This window comes from Rhizobium sp. P2_G9 (assembly GCF_056403475.1).
The window spans coordinates 16,571-35,216 of the sequence record NZ_JBFUFK010000041.1 but is presented as its reverse complement, the minus strand read 5'-3'; the positions used below and the strand labels follow the sequence as shown (position 1 = coordinate 35,216).

The following is an 18,646-nucleotide window of genomic DNA, read 5'->3' as shown; positions in this document are numbered from 1 at the left end:
GGCTGGCGGATGGATTGATGAGATCAGCAACAGCGACCAGATTGAGAGCGGCGGGTGCAGCGGTAATCGCCGCTCTTGGGCTATTCTGCGCGCCGCAAATCGCGTCCGCCGCGAAGGTCAAGAATCCGGTCGCGGTGTTCTCCGGCCTTGACAAGATCACCGGCCGCACAACGTCTTTCGACGTCTATGTCGATGAGACGGTGCAGTTCGGTGCACTGCAGGTCACGCCGCGCGTCTGCTACACCCATGAGGAGTCCGAGGCGCAGAAGGTCGATTCCTTCGTCGAGGTTGACGAGATCACACTCGACCGCAAGATCCGCCGCATCTTCACCGGCTGGATGTTTGCCGCTTCACCCGGCCTCAACGCCGTCGACCATCCGATCTATGATATCTGGCTGACGGGCTGCAAGCAGTCTTCGGATGTGCCGGCACCGAACGAGACCAAGTCCAATGCTGGCGATCAGAAGCAGCCGCAGGCAAATACCAGCACGGATACTGGCGCCAGCACCGATGCCGGCGCGGACAATAAGCAGAAGACCAACAACGATCTCCGCACCAATGACAGCGACGAGTTGGGGACGAACAACGGCGACAACAATGATGTTGGCGCCGACGATCCCAGCACGGATGATCTCGGCACCAACGATTTCAATGACAACAATAACGGCACCAACCAGCAATAGTTGCCTGGTGTTGTGATGCTTCTGCCGGCAGGGCAATTGCCCTGCACGCCTGTGGAGCCTGTTCAGACCGAGTCGTATGGTGGCGGCTGATTTGGCTTGCGCTTGAAAAGCTTGGCGATCGGCTTGAAGATCGCGCCGGCGAGCACCGCGATGACCACGGCACCTTTCTTGAGAAAGACCAGCGCAATAGCAAGCAGACCAACCTTGGCCGCCACCTTCGCGCCCACTGCCGTGGCGATCAGTCCAGCCAGCCCGTAAGCTGCGACTTTGTCGCCCTCCTCATGTGCCTCATATTTTTTGTCGGCGTCATAGGAGACAAGACCGGCGACGCGTGGGACCTGCGTCTCGATGGTGTGTAGCTGATCCATTCCGGCAATGAAGTTGACTTCGAGGATACCCTGTCGGCCGAGAATACGCAGCTGGTAGTTCAGCGTATGCGGTGCATTCATATCGTTGCCGAACAGCAGGTCGCGCGCCCAGCGGAGCGCGTGCAGGCTGCTGTCGTAATGAGGTGGCGATGCCCAGCCGACGAGCTTGATCGGTTCATAGCCCTTGGCTTTGCGCTCGACGTTGTCTTGTTCCGTCTCCTGCTTGAGATCGGACAGCACTTTGTCGTAGTCGATCGATTGCGCGTCGGTGTCTGCGACATAACCGTCATCGGAATAGTCAATCAGTGCGCCCCAAGCTTGCGGATCCTCAGGTGACATCTGCCGTGGGAAGACCATCCCCAACACGCCGTCGGCAGCGTCCGGCGGATTACCCCAAAGCTTGGTCAGCACTTTCGCTGCGTCAACGGCATTGAGGAAGTAAAAATCTCCGGCCGGATTGAGCGCGGCATAGGCTGGGGGCAGCGGCAGCTTGTCTTCCCTGAAATCCAGTGTGCCCAGCAAACCGTCCCGCATCGTTGGAGCCGGCCGGTGGAACATTTCTTGGTAGGTCTTGGCTTCGGCCAAAGCGGGCAGGAAGGCGAATGCAATCAATCCAACAACGATACTACGCATGCTATGCTCTATCAGTTGTCATGACTGTAGCAATCGTGGCGTGCGGATCAACCTGAATCTGACTCAGAAAGGCACATCCCCCGAATGCATCGCCTGTTCGAGCAGCCGCTCATAAGCCTTGCGCGGCATGTCGATGGCGCCGAAGGTTTTCAAATGCTCGGTGGTGAACTGGGTGTCAAGCAGAGTGAAACCTTTTTGCTTCAGCCGCTCCACCAAATGGACGAGACAGATTTTCGAGGCATTGGTGCGGCGCGAGAACATGCTTTCGCCAAAGAAAGCCGAGCCGAGTGAAACGCCATAGAGCCCGCCGACCAGTTGGTCATTCTCCCAGGCTTCGACGGAATGGGCGTAACCGAGGCGATGGAGCTCGGTATAGAGCCTGCGGATCAGCGGATTGATCCAGGTCGTCGGGCGATCTTCGGTCGCTTGGGCGCAACCCGCCATGACGGCCTCGAAGGCAGTATCGAAGCGGATGTCGAAGGGTTTTTGGCGGATCGCTTTGGCGAGGCTTTTCGACACGTGGAAGTCAGCGAACGGGATGATACCGCGCACTTCCGGCTGGACCCAGTAGATTTCCGGGTCGTCGGCTGATTCCGCCATGGGAAAGAGCCCCGCGGAATAGGCGCGGAGCAGGATTTCGGGCGTGACCGCGGGGGGATTGAGATACCGCGCCATCACGGTCGTCCGTTAATGCGCATCCTGCGCAAGGTAGCTTTCGAGCCAATGGATGTCGTAGTCGCCATTGGCGATGTCCTGATTGGACACGAGATCCTGGAACAAGGGCAGGGTGGTTTTGATGCCGTCGATGACGAATTCGTCGAGCACCCGGCGCAACCGCATCATGCATTCGACGCGCGTGCGGCCATGCACGATCAACTTGCCGATCAGGCTGTCATAGTAGGGTGGGATCTTGTAACCGGCATAGGCGCCGGAATCGACGCGGACGCCCAGGCCGCCGGGGGCATGGAAATGCGTGATCGTACCGGGCGAGGGCACGAAGGTGCGCGGGTCCTCGGCATTGATGCGGCATTCGATGGCGTGGCCCTGGAACTCGATGTCGGCCTGGGTAACCGAAAGGCCTGCGCCGGAGGCGACGCGGATCTGTTCGTGCACCAGGTCGATGCCCGTGATCGCTTCCGTGACCGGGTGCTCGACCTGTAGGCGGGTGTTCATTTCGATGAAATAGAATTCGCCATTCTCATAGAGGAACTCGATCGTGCCAGCGCCGCGATATTTCAGCTTCTTCATCGCGTCGGCGCAGACCTGTCCGATCTTCATCCGCTGTTCAAGGTTGAGCGCCGGCGAATTCGCCTCTTCCCAGACCTTCTGATGACGGCGCTGTAGCGAGCAGTCGCGCTCGCCCAAATGCACGGCATTGCCTTCGCCGTCGCCGAATACCTGGATTTCGATGTGGCGCGGCTTTCCGAGATATTTCTCCATGTAGACGGAGTCGTTGCCGAAGGCATTGGCCGCTTCCGAACGGGCGGTGTTGAAGGCTTCGAGCAGGTCGGCCTCGGTCTTGGCGACCTTCATGCCGCGGCCGCCGCCGCCGGCGGTGGCCTTGATCAGTACGGGATAACCGATTTCCTTGGCTGTACGGATCGCGTCCGCCTCGGTCGCGACTTCGCCCTCCGAGCCAGGAACGACAGGTATGCCGAGGTCCTGTGCCGTCTGCTTGGCAGTGATCTTGTCGCCCATGATGCGGATATGATCGGCCGTCGGGCCGATGAAAGTGACGCCATGGGCATCGAGGATGTCGGCGAATTTGGCGTTTTCCGACAGGAAGCCGTAGCCGGGATGAACGGCATCGGCGCCAGTGATTTCGCAGGCGGCGACGATCTGGTGGATGTTGAGATAGCTGTCACGCGAGGGCGGTGGGCCGATGCAGACGCTCTCGTCGGCCAACCGGACATGCATGGCATCCGAATCCGCCGTCGAATGTACGGCGACGGTGGCGATGCCGAGCTCCTTGCAGGCGCGCAGCACGCGCAGCGCAATCTCGCCGCGGTTGGCTATCAGGATTTTGGAGATCATGCGCGCGTCCCCTATTCGATCACGAGGAGGGGTTCGCCATATTCCACCGGCGACGCGTCGCCGACCAGGATCTGTGTCACCTTGCCGGAGCGCGGTGCCGGAATCTGGTTCATCGTCTTCATCGCCTCGATGATCAGCACCGTCTGGCCTTCCTTGACGGTGGCGCCGATTTCAACAAAGGGCGGGCTACCCGGAGCCGGGGCATAATAGCAGGTGCCAACCATGGGGGACGTGAGCGTAAAGCCGGCGGCCGGCGCGGGCACTGCCGCCGGGGCTGCGGCTGCTGCCGGTGCGGCGGCCATCTGGGGTGCGGCCATCATCGGCGGCGCATAGGCTGCGAACTGGGGTGCCGCGACATAAGTGTTCTCGCGGGTGCGCGAGACGCGAATGCGCAGGTCGTCCTGTTCGACTTCGATTTCGGTCAGATCGGTATCCTTGAGGATATTGGCGAGATCGCGGATCAGCGCCTGATCAATGCCCGTCTTCTTTTCAACCATTTTTCGATTTTCCCAATTATGGTTATTTCACCAGAGTTCTGGCTGCCTGAAGCGCCAGCAGATAGGAATCGGCGCCAAAGCCGCAGATCACGCCTTTGACGGCAGGCGCAGTCCATGTCTTGTGGCGGAATTCCTCGCGCGCGTGAATGTTGGAAAGGTGCAGCTCGATCACCGGTGTGGCGATGGCCCGGATCGCGTCGTGGAGCGCGATCGACGTGTGGCCATAGGCGGCGGGATTGAGGAGCACGGCAGCGGCCTTGTCATTGGCCTCATGCAGCCAGTCGACCAATACGCCTTCATGGTTCGTCTGCCGGAAGTCGACATCGAAGCCCAGTGTCTTACCGGTCTCACGGCACTCGTCGGCAATCATATCGAGGGTCTTGCCCCCATAGATACCCGGTTCCCGCTTTCCCAGCATGTTCAGATTGGGGCCGTTCAGGACGAATATGAGGTGGGCCATCCACGCTTTCCGAATTCACGCGATGCCCTCCTATAGACTGTGCGCTGCAGGAGGAAAAGAGGATATGCGCGCAGCATCGCCGTTTCAGGGCGCGCGGCGATAGATAATCACAGGATTTGGTTCTAAAGCTTTAGCTTTACAGCATATTGTCGTCAAATCTACAAAAAAATCCACTGCTTCAGGAATCACATCACCGAAACCCGGGAGGGGTAACGCACCCTAATGCAGCGACACGAAAGGCGTCGCGATAGACCAGCGACGCCCGGATTTCATGACAGGAGTTTCCACCTACTCAGCAGGTCGTCTTGCCGCACTGCTGGACATTGGTGATCTTTGTATCCAGGGTTTCGGCACCGACCGCGCCGAAGATCGCCTCGTCGCCGATCACATAGGTGGGCGTACCGGTAATGCCGATCTTGCGGGCCAGCGCATAGGTCTCGCCGACGCTCTTCTCATTGTTGGTCTTCTTCATCTGCGCGCGGATCTGATCCTCGCTGACGCCGAGCGATTGCGCCACTTCGAGTGCGCGCGCCTCGCTTGCATGCTCCTCGCCGCCCAGGAGTTCGCGATGGAACTGAACGTATTTCTGCGGCGCGATACGGCGGAAGGCGTCGGACACCTGATGGGCAGCGACCGAATCCGGCCCGAGGATCGGGAATTCCTTGAGGACGAAGCGAACATCGGGGTTCTTCTTGATCACCGCATCCATGTCGGAAATGGCGTGCTTGCAGTAGCCGCAATTGTAGTCGAAGAACTCGACGACGGTGACTTTGCCCTTGGGATTGCCGAGCGAGATGTCATAGCCGTCGTCAAAGATCAGCTTCCTGTTCTGCTCGACAGCATCCTTGGCCTGCGCCATGCGGGCTGCGTCCTGCTTCTTTTCAAGCGCCTGCTGCACTTCAACGAGCACTTCCGGATGCTCGAGCAGGTAATTCTTGACGATCGTCTCGATCTCTTTCTTCTGTCCGTCGTCGAAGGCGTTGGCGGGCGAAAAAGCCGCAAACGCAACGACCAGAGACATGGCCGTGGCCGAAAGCAGGGTCTTGAATGTCATGCAATTGTCCTCTGGCAGGCTGCCGAAATAGTCCGATTTGCGGAAAGTCTATAACGCATAAACGGTTGCACGAAACATAATTTTCCGGAGCCGGCGAATTCTCGCGGGATTGTGATCAGCGTTTTCATGCTGTGCTGGGCAGTCAATTGCCAGTTTTCTGAAATTCGTTTGGCAGTTCTGCCGTTTCAGCATCTTGCGGCCAGACGGTAAATGCGAAGGATGTAAGGACGTGCATGCTGCACGACAGCAAAAAACCCGCCTTGCGGCGGGTTTTCCGGATCATTGCTTGCCAGTGATCAGGCGCCAGACGGCATCAAAGAAACCCCCTTTTCTGCCACCAGCCTGCCTTCTTCGGCTTGTTTTCTTCCTCGCTACGCTCGGTGTTCGACGACGTGACGACCGCCCTGGTCGAAGAACTCAGCGCAGCTTCACCGCGATTGCTGCGGCGGGGCTTCTCTTCGGCCGTGGCATCCTCGGTCTCGGCGACTGATGCGACCGGCTCGGCGGCAGCGGGCTGCGCGGCAGCGATCGGAGCCGCGGCCTCGGGCTCAGCATCCGCCGCGTCGTCGTCATCGTCGGAAGAATCCGCTTCGATCGCTTCGGCAGCCTCGTCGCCCTGTGCGCCTTCGCCCGGGGTGCCCTCGCGGCCACGACGTCCGCCGCGCTTGCCGCGCCTGCGCTTCTTCGATTGGCTGGAGGTCGCGGCAGCGGTTTCGTTTTCCGCTGCTTCGGCGGCAGAGGAATCGGTCTCTACCGAGGTYTCTTCACCCTCGGTCTCGTCTTCGTCCTCGTCGCCGTCGTCATCCTCGTCGGCGTCATTTTCCTCGTCCGCGGCCGCCTGTTCCGGCGTCACCGACGACGGAGTTCCATCTGTCGGAGTGGATGTCGCCTCGGATGTCGTGGTGGGCTTGCTGCCGGAACTGCGGCGGCGGCGGCGGCGCTTCTTCTTCGAGGCGCCTTCACCACTTTGCGGCTGGCTGGACTGCTGCGCCGGTGCGGCCTGAGCAGCGACGGGCTTCTCCTCGGCCTCGTCGACTTCCTCTTCCTCGACCGGAATATCGTCCTCCTCTTCCTCCTCGACGGGGAAGTGGATGAGCTGGTCGATCTTCACCGGGTTTTCGACCGCTTCGCCACGCTCGATGGTGAAGTGCGGGCCGCCAGGCGCGCCATCCGCCTCGATGATGATCGAGACACCGAAACGGTTCTCATAATCGACGATCGTAACGCGCTTGTGATTGAGCAAGTAGAGCGCCGTATCGGCCTGCGTATGGACGACGATATCGTGGGTCGTGCTCTTGAGGAGGAATTCCTCGATGCCGCGCAGCACGTGCAGCGCCACCGACGACTGCGAACGGATATGGCCGGTGCCGCCGCAATGCGGGCAGGTCTGCATCGTCGACTCGAGCACGGAGGCGCGAATGCGCTGGCGCGACATTTCGAGCAGGCCGAAATGCGAGATGCGGCCGACCTGGATGCGGGCGCGATCGTTCTTGAGGTGATCCTTGAGGCGCTTTTCGACGTGGCGGTTGTTGCGCTTCTCCTCCATGTCGATGAAGTCGATGACGACGAGGCCGGCAAGGTCACGCAGACGGAGCTGGCGAGCGACTTCCTCGGCCGCTTCCAGATTGGTCTGCAGCGCCGTGTCCTCGATCGAGTGCTCGCGGGTCGAACGACCGGAGTTGACGTCGATGGAGACCAACGCTTCGGTCTGGTTGATGATGATATAGCCGCCGGACCGCAGCGTCACCTGCGGCTGCAGCATGCGGTCGAGCTGTGCCTCGATGCCGGCGCGCGAGAAGATCGGATGGATGTCGCGATACGGCTGAACCACCTTGGCGTGGCTCGGCATCAGCATCTTCATGAAATCCTTCGCTTCGCGATAACCTTCCTCGCCGGAAACGATGATTTCGCCGATGTCCTTGTTGTAGAGGTCGCGGATCGAGCGCTTGATCAGGCTGCCTTCCTCGTAAACGAGGCAAGGCGCCGTCGACTGCAGCGTCTTGGTGCGGACATTCTCCCACAGGCGCATCAGATATTCGAAGTCGCGCTTAACCTCGGCCTTGGTACGGTTGGCGCCGGCTGTGCGCAGGATCACGCCCATGCCGTTCGGCACTTCCAGGTCCTTGGCGATTTCCTTGAGGCGCTTGCGGTCCTGCGGGCTGGTGATCTTGCGGGAAATGCCGCCGCCACGTGCCGTGTTCGGCATCAGCACCGAATAGCGGCCGGCAAGCGACAGATAGGTGGTCAGAGCGGCGCCCTTGTTGCCGCGCTCTTCCTTGGCGACCTGGACCAGCAGGATCTGGCGGCGCTTGATGACTTCCTGGATGCGGTACTGCTTGCGCGGCTTGCGCTGAATGCGATCCGGAACCTCTTCCATCGCGTCTTCGGCGCCGACCGATTCGATGACTTCCTTTTCGCCGTCATCCTCATCGTCATCATCGTCGTCGTCATTGCCGCGACGTGGCGCGTCTTCCGAGATCGTGTCGATATCGGCGACCATGGCCATAGCCGGCGGCGTCGAGCCATTGTCGTCATTGCCGCCGTTGGACGCAGGAGCCTCGGGCTCGGCGCTTTCCGCAGCCGGTTCGGCCTCTGTGGATGCTTCGGCCTTCGGCTTTCGGGCGCGAGGCTTACGGACTCGCTTGGCCTTCTCCACCGGCTTTTTTTCTTCGGCCGGTTCTGCGGGCGCGGCCTCTTCTGCCGGAACAACGTCCCGAGCCACAGCTTCGGTTACGGCCTCCGGTTCCGTTGTTTCCGGCGTTTCGGCAGCATCGTCGCCGAGGCCCTCGGTGGCGACACCGGTTATTTCGCCCTGCCAGGATTCAATGATCGGCTGCGGTGCATCGTCCGACGCCAGAACCGCAGCCGGATGCCTGTCTTCGTCTGACGGACGGCCGCCTCTGCCTCTGTTCGATGCAGTGGGAACCGATTCGAACTCCTCGTCCCGACGATGCTCCTCGGCCTCGGCGCGCAACAGCGCCTGACGGTCGGCGAGGGGGATCTGGTAATAATCGGGGTGGATTTCCGCGAAGGCCAGGAAGCCGTGGCGATTGCCGCCATAATCGACGAAGGCGGCCTGGAGGGAGGGTTCGACCCGGGTTACCTTTGCGAGGTAGATGTTACCCCGCAATTGTTTCTTGTGCTGCGATTCGAAGTCGAATTCTTCTATGCGGTTGCCGCGTACGACAACGACGCGCGTCTCCTCAGCGTGAGACGCGTCAATGAGCATCTTGTCTGCCATGTAAGTAAAACTCCTCGGCAAGCGAGGTCTGGCGGTGGCTCGCTGGCGCCCGGAGGAGCCAAGGAACGTGCCGAATGACGATTGCCGAATTTTCTGCCTCTCCTGGCATCGGAAGGCGTAATCGCCAAGGGGCGGCGGAGAATCGGACGAGCCGATCCTACTCTGTATGCCGCTACTAACTCTGTCCCTTGCGCCAACGTCGAAATACCAAGCGAGAATGCCAATACCCAAGACCTTACGGTCCAATGAAATGCCCGAACACACGGGCGTGAAGCGGCGTAGCGCCGGAAACAACATGCGGATTGCCCGCATGATCGGATTGAGCCTGGGGTGAGCACGTGTCGACGGCAGATGATCTCGCGTAACCGGCGCCAAACGTCCTGGCAGCCTTGCGAGAGACGTATCCCGTCTTCGCCTTTCACCTTGCATATCCTTCTATGTTTTATCCCGTCGAATATCAAGAGGTGACGCAAATCCGTCACAATATTGATGAATTGAATGCACTGTTTCTTGGAAATCCTTGAATTGGCTCAACAGGCTGCGACCAGCTTCACACTTGTCTCACCTGCCATGGAAGGCTATGCCCTGATCGAATCGAGGGGCGCGCGGCGGACGTTCGAGCCCTGTCCGTGGGATCGCAAACGAGAAAACGGCTTGCCGGTACTATGATGTGGAAGACTGCGCAGACGATCCTCCTGGCACTCGTTGCCACTATCGCGCTGGCATTCCCGGGCCGGGCCGCAGACGAGCCGCTGTCGAACAATGCCAAGCCGACCGAACCGCTGATCGCCTATGCCGCCCGTATCGCCGGCGACGATGCGCGCACCCGTATCGTCATCGATTTCGATCGCAAGCCTGAATTCTCGCTGCATTACACCGCCAAGCCCAACCGCCTGATCGTCGATCTCAACGAGACGGCATTCGGCTTCGCGCCGGCCGATCTCGAGGCGAAGGGGCTGTTTCAGGATATCCGTTACGGCCGGATGGGCGAGCAGCAGTCGCGAATCGTGCTGAGCGCCCGCCGGCCGGTAAAAGCCATGCTCGCTGCCGTGCAGCCGAATGAGCCGGGCAAGGGCTACCGGCTGGTGCTCGACTGCGAGGTGGTGCCGCAACATGTCTTTGCCGATCTCATCAAGATGCAGACGTGGAACGGCACCGAAAAGGTGGCCGGCGGCAAGATGGATCGCATTGGCGACAAGGATGCGCCGCCAAAATCCGAGGATTTCCTGATTGCCATCGATGCTGGCCATGGCGGCATCGACACCGGTGCGCTCGGCGCGAGCGGTAATGTCGTCGAAAAGGATGTGACGCTGGCCTTCGCCAAGGCGCTCGCCGACCGTATCAACCAGGAAAAGGGCATTCATGCCTTTCTGACGCGCGACGACGACACATTCATTTCGCTCTCCGAGCGTGTCGTCATCGCCCGTCAGCGCGGCGCAAAACTGTTCATCTCGCTGCATGCCGACACGCTGCGCCAGAAGGATATCCGCGGCGCCACCGTCTACACGATCTCCGACAAGGCGTCGGATGCGCTGGCTGCCAACCTGGCGCAACGCGAAAACAAGTCGGATGGTATTGCCGGCGTCGAGATCAAGGACGAACCGGCTGAAGTCACCGACATATTGGTCGACCTGACGCGGCGGGAGACGCAGGCTTTTTCGATTCAGCTGGCGGAAAACGTGTTGAAATCCTTCGAGGGTCAGATCGACGTGATCAACAATCCGCTCCGGCATGCCGGCTTCCGCGTCCTGCAGGCGCCGGACGTGCCGTCGATCCTGGTGGAGCTCGGCTTTCTGTCGAATGCCGATGATGAAAAACTGCTTGTCGATCCGGACTGGCAGAAGACGATGGCGGAACGGCTGACCAACGCAATCAAGACCTATCTGGATGCATCCGGCACCGGGCGTGGCGGATAGGCTACGCTTGTCGCGGAAATTGCAGCCTGCGAGGTGTATCATTCCGGAAAAGGCACTGTCAGCCCTATTTTTCTCACATTCACGACGCTATGCCTCGATGCTGGTGTCGTGATGGCGGATGGAGTACAAGGCGCCGAGTCAGGCCATGCAGGCCGGCATCCGGGTCAGCCGCGGAAAGAGTTCAATGATTAGACTGATCGGCTATTTCTTCGGTATCGGATGCGTGCTGTTTCTGGCCGCCGCGACAGTGCTCGCGCTTTATCTGGGCGAAGTGACGCGCGATCTGCCGGATTACGAAGTGCTGGCCAGCTATTCGCCGCCGGTGACGACGCGTGTGCATGCCGATGACGGCTCCCTGATCGGCGAATTCGCGCATGAGCGGCGGCTGTTCATCCCGATCCAGGCCGTTCCCGACCGCGTCAAGGCGGCGTTCCTGTCGGCCGAAGACAAGAATTTCTACACCCATAACGGCGTCGACTTCCAGGGCATGGCCCGTGCCGTGTTGCTCAACTTGCAGAATATGGGTTCCGGCAAGCGGCCGATGGGCGCTTCGACGATCACGCAGCAGGTGGCGAAGAACTTTTTCCTGACTCGGGACCAGACGATTGGCCGCAAGGTCAAGGAAGCGATCCTCGCCTTTCGCATCGAGCAGGCCTATTCGAAGGACCGTATTCTCGAACTCTATCTCAACGAGATCTTCTTCGGGCTGAATTCCTATGGGCTCGCCAGTGCCGCGCTGACCTATTTCAACAAGCCGGTGACGGATCTTTCGATCGCCGAATCCGCCTATCTCGCTTCGCTGCCCAAGGGGCCAAGGGGCTATAATCCGTTCAAGCATGCGGATGCCGCGCTCGAGCGCCGCAACTGGGTGATCGACCGCATGGTCGAGAACGGCTATGTCACCAAGGACGACGGCGAGACAGCCAAGAAGGAGCCGCTTGGCGTCGTCTCCAGCAAGAGCAATGCCTATCTGCCCGCGTCCGACTATTTCGCCAGCGAGGTCCGCCGGCAGTTGTTGGACAAATATGGAGAGAAGGCGCTTTACGAAGGCGGGCTCTCGGTGCGCACGTCGCTCGATCCGCAGCTGCAGCTCTTTGCCCGCAAGGCGCTGCAAGACGGACTTGTGGAATATGACGAGCGTCACGGCTTCCACGGTCCGATTTCACATATCGACGCCGGCGCCGATTGGGGCGTGCCGCTTGCCAAGCTGCCGCCGCTCCGTGACGTGCCGGAATGGAAGCTCGCCGTGGTACTTGCCGCGGACAATGCCGGTGTGGATATCGGCATAAGGCCGGATGTCGACGGCGGCGGCAAGATCGCCGCAGACCGGAAGACCGGCCGCATCGATGCCAAGGACATGAAATGGGCTTACCGCCCGTCAGCGAGTGATCGCAAGGCCGCCAAGGACCCGACCGGCGTGGTCGACACGGGTGACGTTATCTATGTCCAGGCGCTGGACGACGGTGGCTACCAGTTGCGCCAGCCGCCGAAAGTGCAGGGCGGTCTTGTCGCCATGGACCCGCAGACGGGCCGTGTGCTGGCCATGGTCGGCGGCTTCTCCTATTCACAATCGGAGTTCAATCGGGCGACGCAGGCGATGCGGCAGCCGGGTTCGTCCTTCAAGCCGTTCGTCTATTCGGCGGCGCTGGACAACGGCTACACACCGGCCTCCGTGGTGCTCGACGCGCCGATCGAGATCGTCACTGGCGGCCAGGTATGGAAGCCGTCCAACTATGACGGCGAGGCGCCGGCCGGCCCGGCGACACTGCGCTTCGGCATCGAGCAGTCGCGCAACCTGATGACCGTCCGGCTTGCCAACGACATGGGCATGAATGTCGTTGCCGAATATGCCGAGCGCTTCGGCATTTATGACCATATGCAGCCGGTGCTGGCCATGGCGCTCGGCTCCGGCGAGACGACGGTGCTGCGCATGGTCTCGGCCTATTCGGTGATCGCCAATGGCGGCAAGCAGATCAAGCCGACGCTGATCGACCGTGTCCAGGACCGCTACGGCAAGACGATCTTCAAGCATGAGGAGCGTATCTGCCAGCTTTGCAATCCCAATGACTGGACGAGCCAGGATGAGCCTGAGGTCGTCGACAATCGCGAGCAGGTGCTCGACCCGATGACCGCCTACCAGATCACGACGATGATGGAAGGCGTGATCAAGCACGGTACGGCCTATGGCAGGATCAAGCTCGACACCGACGTCGCCGGCAAGACCGGTACAACCAATGACGAGAAGGACTGCTGGTTCGTCGGTTTCACGCCCAGCCTCGTCGCCGGTCTCTATATCGGTTTTGACGACCCCGCGCCGCTCGGCCGCGGCATGACCGGCGGTGCGCTCGCGGCACCGATCTTCAACGAATTCATGCAAGCCGTGACCAAGAACCAGAAGCCGGAAAAATTCATCATGCCTGACGGCATGAAGCTGATCGCCGTCAACCGCAAGACCGGCATGGCCGCGACGGCGGGCGATCCGAACACGATCATGGAAGCCTTCAAGCCCGGCACCGGCCCCGCCGACGTGCTGTCGGTGATCGGCGCAGACGCGAACGAAACGCCCGAGGAAATCCTCAACAAGTCGCAGCAGGCGAAAGACGCCGTTCAAAGCCAGAAGGGCGGGCTCTTCTGAAGCATGTCGCGGGACCTGCTTCAGGTATTTGTTTGCGCAGGTCTTTTTCGCGAAACCGCCGCACAGTTTCGCGAGACATGCTTTAAGCCGCCCACCGGTTTTATCGGTCGCAGCCTTTACATCAGAGACATGATTCCCTAAAGGACGGGCCGTTTTTACGGTTCGAATGGTGGGTTTTGAATGCGCAGTGAAATCATCAATGTGGTCGACGAAATCAAGCAGGCCGTAAGCCTGCTGAGGAGGCATCTTTGACTGGGACCAGGCGGTAAGACGACTGGACTGGCTCAATAACAAGGCCGAAGACCCCAATCTCTGGAACGACGCGTCGGAAGCGCAAAAGCTGATGCGCGAGCGCCAGCAGCTCGACGACGACATTTCGGGCGTGCGCTCCTTCGAGAAGCAGCTCCAGGAGAATGTCGAGCTCATCGAGCTCGGCGAGATGGAAAATGATCAGGAGGTCATTTCCGACGCCGAGAACGCGCTGAAAGTGATGCTCACGGAGGCAAACCGCCGCCAGGTCGAGGCGATGCTTTCCGGCGAAGCCGACGGCAACGATACCTACGTCGAAGTCCATTCGGGCGCCGGTGGTACCGAGAGCCAGGATTGGGCCAACATGCTGCTCCGGATGTATACCCGCTGGGCAGAGCGTCAGGGCTTCAAGGTCGAGGTGCTGGAAATGCATGACGGCGAAGAAGCCGGCATCAAGTCGGCGACGATCCTGGTCAAGGGCCACAATGCCTATGGCTGGATGAAGACCGAATCGGGCGTTCACCGGCTTGTGCGCATTTCGCCCTATGATTCGAATGCCCGTCGGCACACCTCGTTCTCTTCGATCTGGGTCTATCCGGTGGTCGACGATTCGATCACGATCGACATCAACGAGAGCGATTGCCGCATCGATACCTACCGCGCCTCCGGCGCCGGTGGCCAGCACATCAACACGACCGATTCGGCGGTGCGTATCACGCATATCCCGACCGGCATCGTCGTTGCCTGCCAGCAGGAACGTTCGCAGCACAAGAATCGCGCCACGGCCTGGGAAATGCTGCGCTCGCGCATGTATGAAGCCGAGCTGGAAAAGCGCGAAGCTGCGGCCAATGCCGAAGCCGCATCGAAGACCGATATCGGCTGGGGCCACCAGATTCGCTCCTACGTCCTGCAGCCCTATCAGCTGGTCAAGGACCTGAGGACCGGTGTGGAAAGCACAGCGCCCGGCGATGTGCTCGACGGCGAGCTCAATCCGTTCATGGAAGCGGCGCTGGCGCATCGCATCTCCGGTGGTGCGGATGCCGTGGTCGACGACTTGGCGTAAGGTTATTTACAGAACTCCGTCCGCCGGAAATCCTTCGGCGGACGTTTTCTTCTCAAAAATAGCTTGTCATTCGAATTCAAATTGAATAACAAGCCGCAGTCCTGTCTCCGGTTCGATTTTTCGGCGGGGAAGGGTGAAGGGGTATAGCTCAGTTGGTAGAGCGGCGGTCTCCAAAACCGCAGGTCGGGGGTTCGAGCCCCTCTGCCCCTGCCAATCGGACGATGGCGAATGCGCGGCGATGGCTGCAGCAACGGCATATGTGAAAAACTTCGTCAACCCCTTGTGCAAAGGGGAATCGGAGTTTATGTAGGGTTCAAACAGACACGCGGTGCGTGGGGCTGAATCAGTCAGCTTTACGCGCCGTTATGGCGTGAGCAGTCAATGGCATCCAAAACCAATCCCTTTACGTTTCTGCAGCAAGTGCGCTCCGAGACGCAAAAAGTTACTTGGCCTACGCGGCGCGAGACGACGATTTCCACCATGATGGTGTTCATCATGGCCGGGATTGCGGCTGTCTTCTTTTTTGCCGCCGACTGGCTGATGGGTTGGGTCATCAGCACGCTGTTGAACGTCAATCTGTTCTGAGCTGAGTGGAGATAAAGATGGCGGCACGCTGGTATATCGTCCACGCTTATTCGAATTTCGAGAAGAAGGTTGCGGAGTCGATCGAGGACAAGGCTCGCCAGAAAGGCTTGAGTCACCTGTTCGAGAAGATCGTCGTTCCGACCGAGAAGGTCGTGGAAGTGCGCCGTGGCCGCAAGGTCGACAGCGAGCGCAAGTTCTTCCCGGGCTATGTGATGGTGCGCGCCAACCTGACGGATGAAGCCTATCATCTGATCAAGAACACGCCGAAGGTCACGGGTTTCCTCGGTTCCGACTCCAGGCCGGTTCCGATCCCCGACGCCGAGGCAGAACGCATCCTCAATCAGGTGCAGGATGGTGTCGAGCATCCGAAGCCGTCCGTGTCTTTCGAAATCGGCGAGCAGGTTCGCGTTGCCGATGGTCCGTTCGCCTCGTTCAACGGCATCGTTCAGGATGTCGACGAGGAGCGGTCGCGCCTCAAGGTCGAAGTGTCGATCTTCGGCCGCGCGACCCCGGTCGAGCTGGAATATAGTCAGGTCGAAAAGGTCTGATTGAGCTTAGGCGACGGCTAGCCGTCGCCTATTTGCGCGTGGAAGGCGAGGGCCTTAGCCGGGTCATTCAAAAGCCGTACCACGCAACCGCAGCCGCCGGCGATGCGCCGGCATTCGAGCCGGGCATCCGGCTATAACCGGTTCTGGACTCCGCATTGCGGAGCGAAGAATCAGAGAGAACAGGCAGAGAAATGGCTAAGAAAGTCGCTGGCAGCCTCAAGCTGCAAGTCAAGGCCGGGTCGGCCAATCCGTCCCCGCCGATCGGCCCCGCGCTGGGTCAGCGCGGTATCAACATCATGGAATTCTGCAAGTCGTTCAACGCAGCGACGCAGGAAATGGAAAAGGGCATGCCGATTCCGGTCGTCATCACCTATTACCAGGACAAGTCCTTCACTTATGTGATGAAGTCGCCGCCGGTGTCCTATTTCCTCAAGAAGGAAGCCAAGATCACCTCCGGTTCCAAGACTCCGGGCAAGGGCGCAAAGGCAGGTTCGCTCAGCAGCGACCAGGTCCGCAAGATCGCCGAAGCCAAGATGAAGGATCTGAACGCTGCCGACGTTGAAGGCGCGATGCGCATGATCGAAGGCTCCGCCCGCGCCATGGGCCTGACGGTGGAGGGTTGATCATGACGAAGATTGCAAAGCGCCTCCAGAAGATCCGCGAAGGCGTGGATCCCAACAAGTCCTACGGCCTCGACGCAGCTGTCGCCATGGTCAAGGAACGTGCGGTCGCCAAGTTCGACGAGTCGATCGAGATCGCCATGAATCTCGGCGTTGATCCGCGCCATGCCGACCAGATGGTCCGCGGCGTCGTCAACCTGCCGAACGGCACGGGCAAGAACGTCCGCGTCGCCGTGTTCGCCCGTGGCGCCAAGGCTGACGAAGCCAAGGCTGCCGGTGCGGATATTGTCGGTGCCGAAGACCTGCTCGAAACCGTCATGGGCGGCAAGATCGATTTCGATCGCTGCATTGCAACCCCGGACATGATGCCGCTCGTCGGTCGTCTCGGTAAGGTGCTCGGCCCGCGCGGCATGATGCCGAACCCGAAGGTCGGCACGGTTACCGTCGATGTCGCCGGCGCCGTCAAGGCGTCCAAGGGCGGCGCCGTCGAGTTCCGCGTCGAGAAGGCTGGTATCGTCCATGCCGGCGTCGGCAAGGCCTCGTTCGACGCCAAGGCGCTCGCCGAGAACATCCGCGCTTTCGCGGATGCGGTGATCCGGGCCAAGCCGACCGGTGCCAAGGGCAACTATCTGAAGAAGATCGCCATCTCCTCGACCCAGGGTCCGGGCGTGAAGGTCGWTCCGGCAACGCTGACGGCGTCTGCCTGATTTGGTTTCGGGGAGCCTTCCATCAGGCTTCCGTCAAGAATTCCCGGCCTTCGGGCCGGGAATGATGGGCTAACCCCCATCGTATTTCCTGTCCGAGATTGCAGGTGGTTTATCCTTAATCACTTCGCCTGCATGAGACGGGTAAGATCCGGTTTCCGCGAGTGAATGCTCGCAAAGAACGGTTCGAACCTTGGATGCCTTGTGCCCTTGTTTCCGGAAGGAGACAGGCGCGGGGGGACAGGATCCTCAAGCGTTGCTTGGGATCGATATCCCAAGCGGCAAAGGCAAACCGGCAGGGTCCGCACATATAACAATAGCGGTCCTGCTTAACTGGAGTGAGACAGTGGAAAGAGCGGAAAAACGCGAATTCGTCTCGGAACTGAACGAAGTCTTCAAGGCTTCCGGTTCGGTGGTCGTGGCGAGTTATGCCGGCGTCACCGTCGCGCAGATGAACGATCTTCGTTCGAAGATGCGCGCACAGGGTGGCACCGTCAAGGTCGCGAAGAACCGCCTGGCCAAGATCGCTCTTCAGGGCACGGAGTCTGAAAAGATCAACAATCTTTTCAAGGGCCAGACGCTCATTTGCTATGCGAATGATCCGATTACGGCTCCCAAGATCGCCTCTGATTTCGCCAAGACCAACGACAAGCTGGTCATCATCGGCGGAGCCATGGGCGCGACGGCTCTCGATGCCGAAGGCGTAAAAGCACTTGCGACGTTGCCGTCGCTGGACGAACTGCGTGCGAGACTGCTGGGTATGATCCAAACCCCGGCTACCCGCATCGCTGCTGTCGTTCAGGCTCCGGCAGCCCAGCTTGCGCGCGTTTTCGCGGCATATGCCAAGAAGGACGAAGAAGCCGCTTGAGGCGGTACTTCGCTGTCACATCAACTAGAACCAAGTTCGAACCAAACGTAAGGAAATATGAAAATGGCTGATCTCGCAAAGATCGTTGACGACCTCTCCAGCCTGACCGTCCTGGAAGCTGCTGAGCTCTCCAAGCTGCTCGAAGAAAAGTGGGGCGTTTCCGCCGCTGCTCCGGTGGCTGTTGCTGCTGTTGGCGGTACTGCTGCCCCGGTTGCCGTCGTTGAAGAAAAGACCGAATTCGACGTTATCCTCGTCGAAGCCGGTGCCAACAAGATCAACGTCATCAAGGAAGTCCGTGCGATCACGGCCCTCGGCCTCAAGGAAGCCAAGGACCTGGTTGACGGCGCTCCGAAGCCGGTCAAGGAAGCAGTCTCCAAGGCTGAAGCCGAAGACATCAAGAAGAAGCTTGAAGGCGCCGGCGCCAAGGTCGACGTCAAGTAATTTGTTGTGTTTGAGAGTGGGCGCACCGCCCACTCTCATCCATGATC

At 60.0% G+C, this 18,646-nt stretch carries 16 protein-coding genes, 1 tRNA gene and 1 pseudogene; 11 read left to right on the top strand and 7 right to left on the bottom strand.

Features of this window, described 5'->3' with window-relative positions; genetic code table 11:
- Positions 1–17: 17 nt before the first annotated feature.
- Positions 18–455: pseudogene (locus AC1DYF_RS29085) on the top strand (DUF2155 domain-containing protein); the annotation flags it as partial.
- A gap of 290 nt (positions 456–745) precedes the next feature.
- Here AC1DYF_RS29085 and AC1DYF_RS29080 read toward each other — a convergent pair.
- The 7 genes from AC1DYF_RS29080 to AC1DYF_RS29050 form a co-directional block, all read right to left on the bottom strand.
- On the bottom strand, positions 746–1,636 hold the full coding sequence (locus tag AC1DYF_RS29080) for a DUF2167 domain-containing protein (RefSeq protein ID WP_477880911.1): 891 nt from the start codon (positions 1,634–1,636) through the stop codon (positions 746–748).
- 111 nt (positions 1,637–1,747) lie between these two features.
- Positions 1,748–2,359, bottom strand: a complete 612-nt coding sequence (aat, locus tag AC1DYF_RS29075; RefSeq protein ID WP_477880909.1) for a leucyl/phenylalanyl-tRNA--protein transferase — start codon at positions 2,357–2,359, stop codon at positions 1,748–1,750.
- 12 nt (positions 2,360–2,371) lie between these two features.
- Complete coding sequence (gene accC / locus AC1DYF_RS29070) at positions 2,372–3,718, bottom strand: acetyl-CoA carboxylase biotin carboxylase subunit (protein ID WP_477880907.1); 1,347 nt, start codon at positions 3,716–3,718, stop codon at positions 2,372–2,374.
- Positions 3,719–3,729: 11 nt separating this feature from the next.
- A complete protein-coding gene (gene accB, locus AC1DYF_RS29065) occupies positions 3,730–4,215 on the bottom strand; it encodes an acetyl-CoA carboxylase biotin carboxyl carrier protein (protein ID WP_477880905.1) in 486 nt (161 codons plus the stop codon).
- Positions 4,216–4,237: 22 nt separating this feature from the next.
- On the bottom strand, positions 4,238–4,675 hold the full coding sequence (gene aroQ, locus AC1DYF_RS29060; RefSeq protein WP_477880903.1) for a type II 3-dehydroquinate dehydratase: 438 nt from the start codon (positions 4,673–4,675) through the stop codon (positions 4,238–4,240).
- 292 nt (positions 4,676–4,967) lie between these two features.
- Positions 4,968–5,729: a DsbA family protein gene (locus AC1DYF_RS29055; protein ID WP_477880901.1), complete on the bottom strand. Its 762-nt coding sequence runs from the start codon at positions 5,727–5,729 to the stop codon at positions 4,968–4,970.
- 313 nt (positions 5,730–6,042) lie between these two features.
- On the bottom strand, positions 6,043–8,970 hold the full coding sequence (locus AC1DYF_RS29050) for an Rne/Rng family ribonuclease (RefSeq protein WP_477880899.1): 2,928 nt from the start codon (positions 8,968–8,970) through the stop codon (positions 6,043–6,045).
- 665 nt (positions 8,971–9,635) lie between these two features.
- On the opposite strand from AC1DYF_RS29050, the gene AC1DYF_RS29045 reads away from it, so the two are divergent.
- The 10 genes from AC1DYF_RS29045 to rplL all read left to right on the top strand — a co-directional run bounded on the left by AC1DYF_RS29045 (position 9,636) and on the right by rplL (position 18,599).
- Positions 9,636–10,886, top strand: a complete 1,251-nt coding sequence (locus tag AC1DYF_RS29045) for an N-acetylmuramoyl-L-alanine amidase (protein WP_477880897.1) — start codon at positions 9,636–9,638, stop codon at positions 10,884–10,886.
- Between the two features lie 184 nt (positions 10,887–11,070).
- Complete coding sequence (locus AC1DYF_RS29040) at positions 11,071–13,521, top strand: penicillin-binding protein 1A (RefSeq protein ID WP_477880895.1); 2,451 nt, start codon at positions 11,071–11,073, stop codon at positions 13,519–13,521.
- Between the two features lie 180 nt (positions 13,522–13,701).
- Positions 13,702–14,833 (top strand): peptide chain release factor 2 gene (gene prfB / locus AC1DYF_RS29035; RefSeq protein ID WP_477880893.1). Its coding sequence is split into 2 segments (ribosomal slippage): positions 13,702–13,770 and positions 13,772–14,833, totalling 1,131 coding nucleotides; the frame shifts between segments, so codons are not numbered across the junction.
- A 137-nt stretch (positions 14,834–14,970) separates the two neighbouring features.
- Positions 14,971–15,046: transfer RNA gene (locus AC1DYF_RS29030), tRNA-Trp, on the top strand.
- Between the two features lie 168 nt (positions 15,047–15,214).
- Positions 15,215–15,418, top strand: a complete 204-nt coding sequence (secE, locus tag AC1DYF_RS29025) for a preprotein translocase subunit SecE (RefSeq protein WP_477880891.1) — start codon at positions 15,215–15,217, stop codon at positions 15,416–15,418.
- 17 nt (positions 15,419–15,435) lie between these two features.
- Positions 15,436–15,966, top strand: a complete 531-nt coding sequence (nusG, locus tag AC1DYF_RS29020) for a transcription termination/antitermination protein NusG (RefSeq protein ID WP_477880889.1) — start codon at positions 15,436–15,438, stop codon at positions 15,964–15,966.
- Between the two features lie 191 nt (positions 15,967–16,157).
- Positions 16,158–16,589 (top strand): 50S ribosomal protein L11, encoded by a 432-nt coding sequence (gene rplK, locus AC1DYF_RS29015; protein WP_477880888.1) that lies wholly within the window; start codon positions 16,158–16,160, stop codon positions 16,587–16,589.
- Positions 16,590–16,591: 2 nt separating this feature from the next.
- Positions 16,592–17,293, top strand: a complete 702-nt coding sequence (rplA, locus tag AC1DYF_RS29010; protein WP_477880887.1) for a 50S ribosomal protein L1 — start codon at positions 16,592–16,594, stop codon at positions 17,291–17,293.
- Positions 17,294–17,636: 343 nt separating this feature from the next.
- Positions 17,637–18,158 (top strand): 50S ribosomal protein L10, encoded by a 522-nt coding sequence (gene rplJ, locus AC1DYF_RS29005; protein WP_477880886.1) that lies wholly within the window; start codon positions 17,637–17,639, stop codon positions 18,156–18,158.
- A gap of 63 nt (positions 18,159–18,221) precedes the next feature.
- Positions 18,222–18,599, top strand: coding sequence for a 50S ribosomal protein L7/L12 (gene rplL, locus AC1DYF_RS29000; RefSeq protein WP_477880884.1), 378 nt, complete (start codon positions 18,222–18,224; stop codon positions 18,597–18,599).
- The last annotated feature ends 47 nt before the right edge of the window (positions 18,600–18,646 follow it).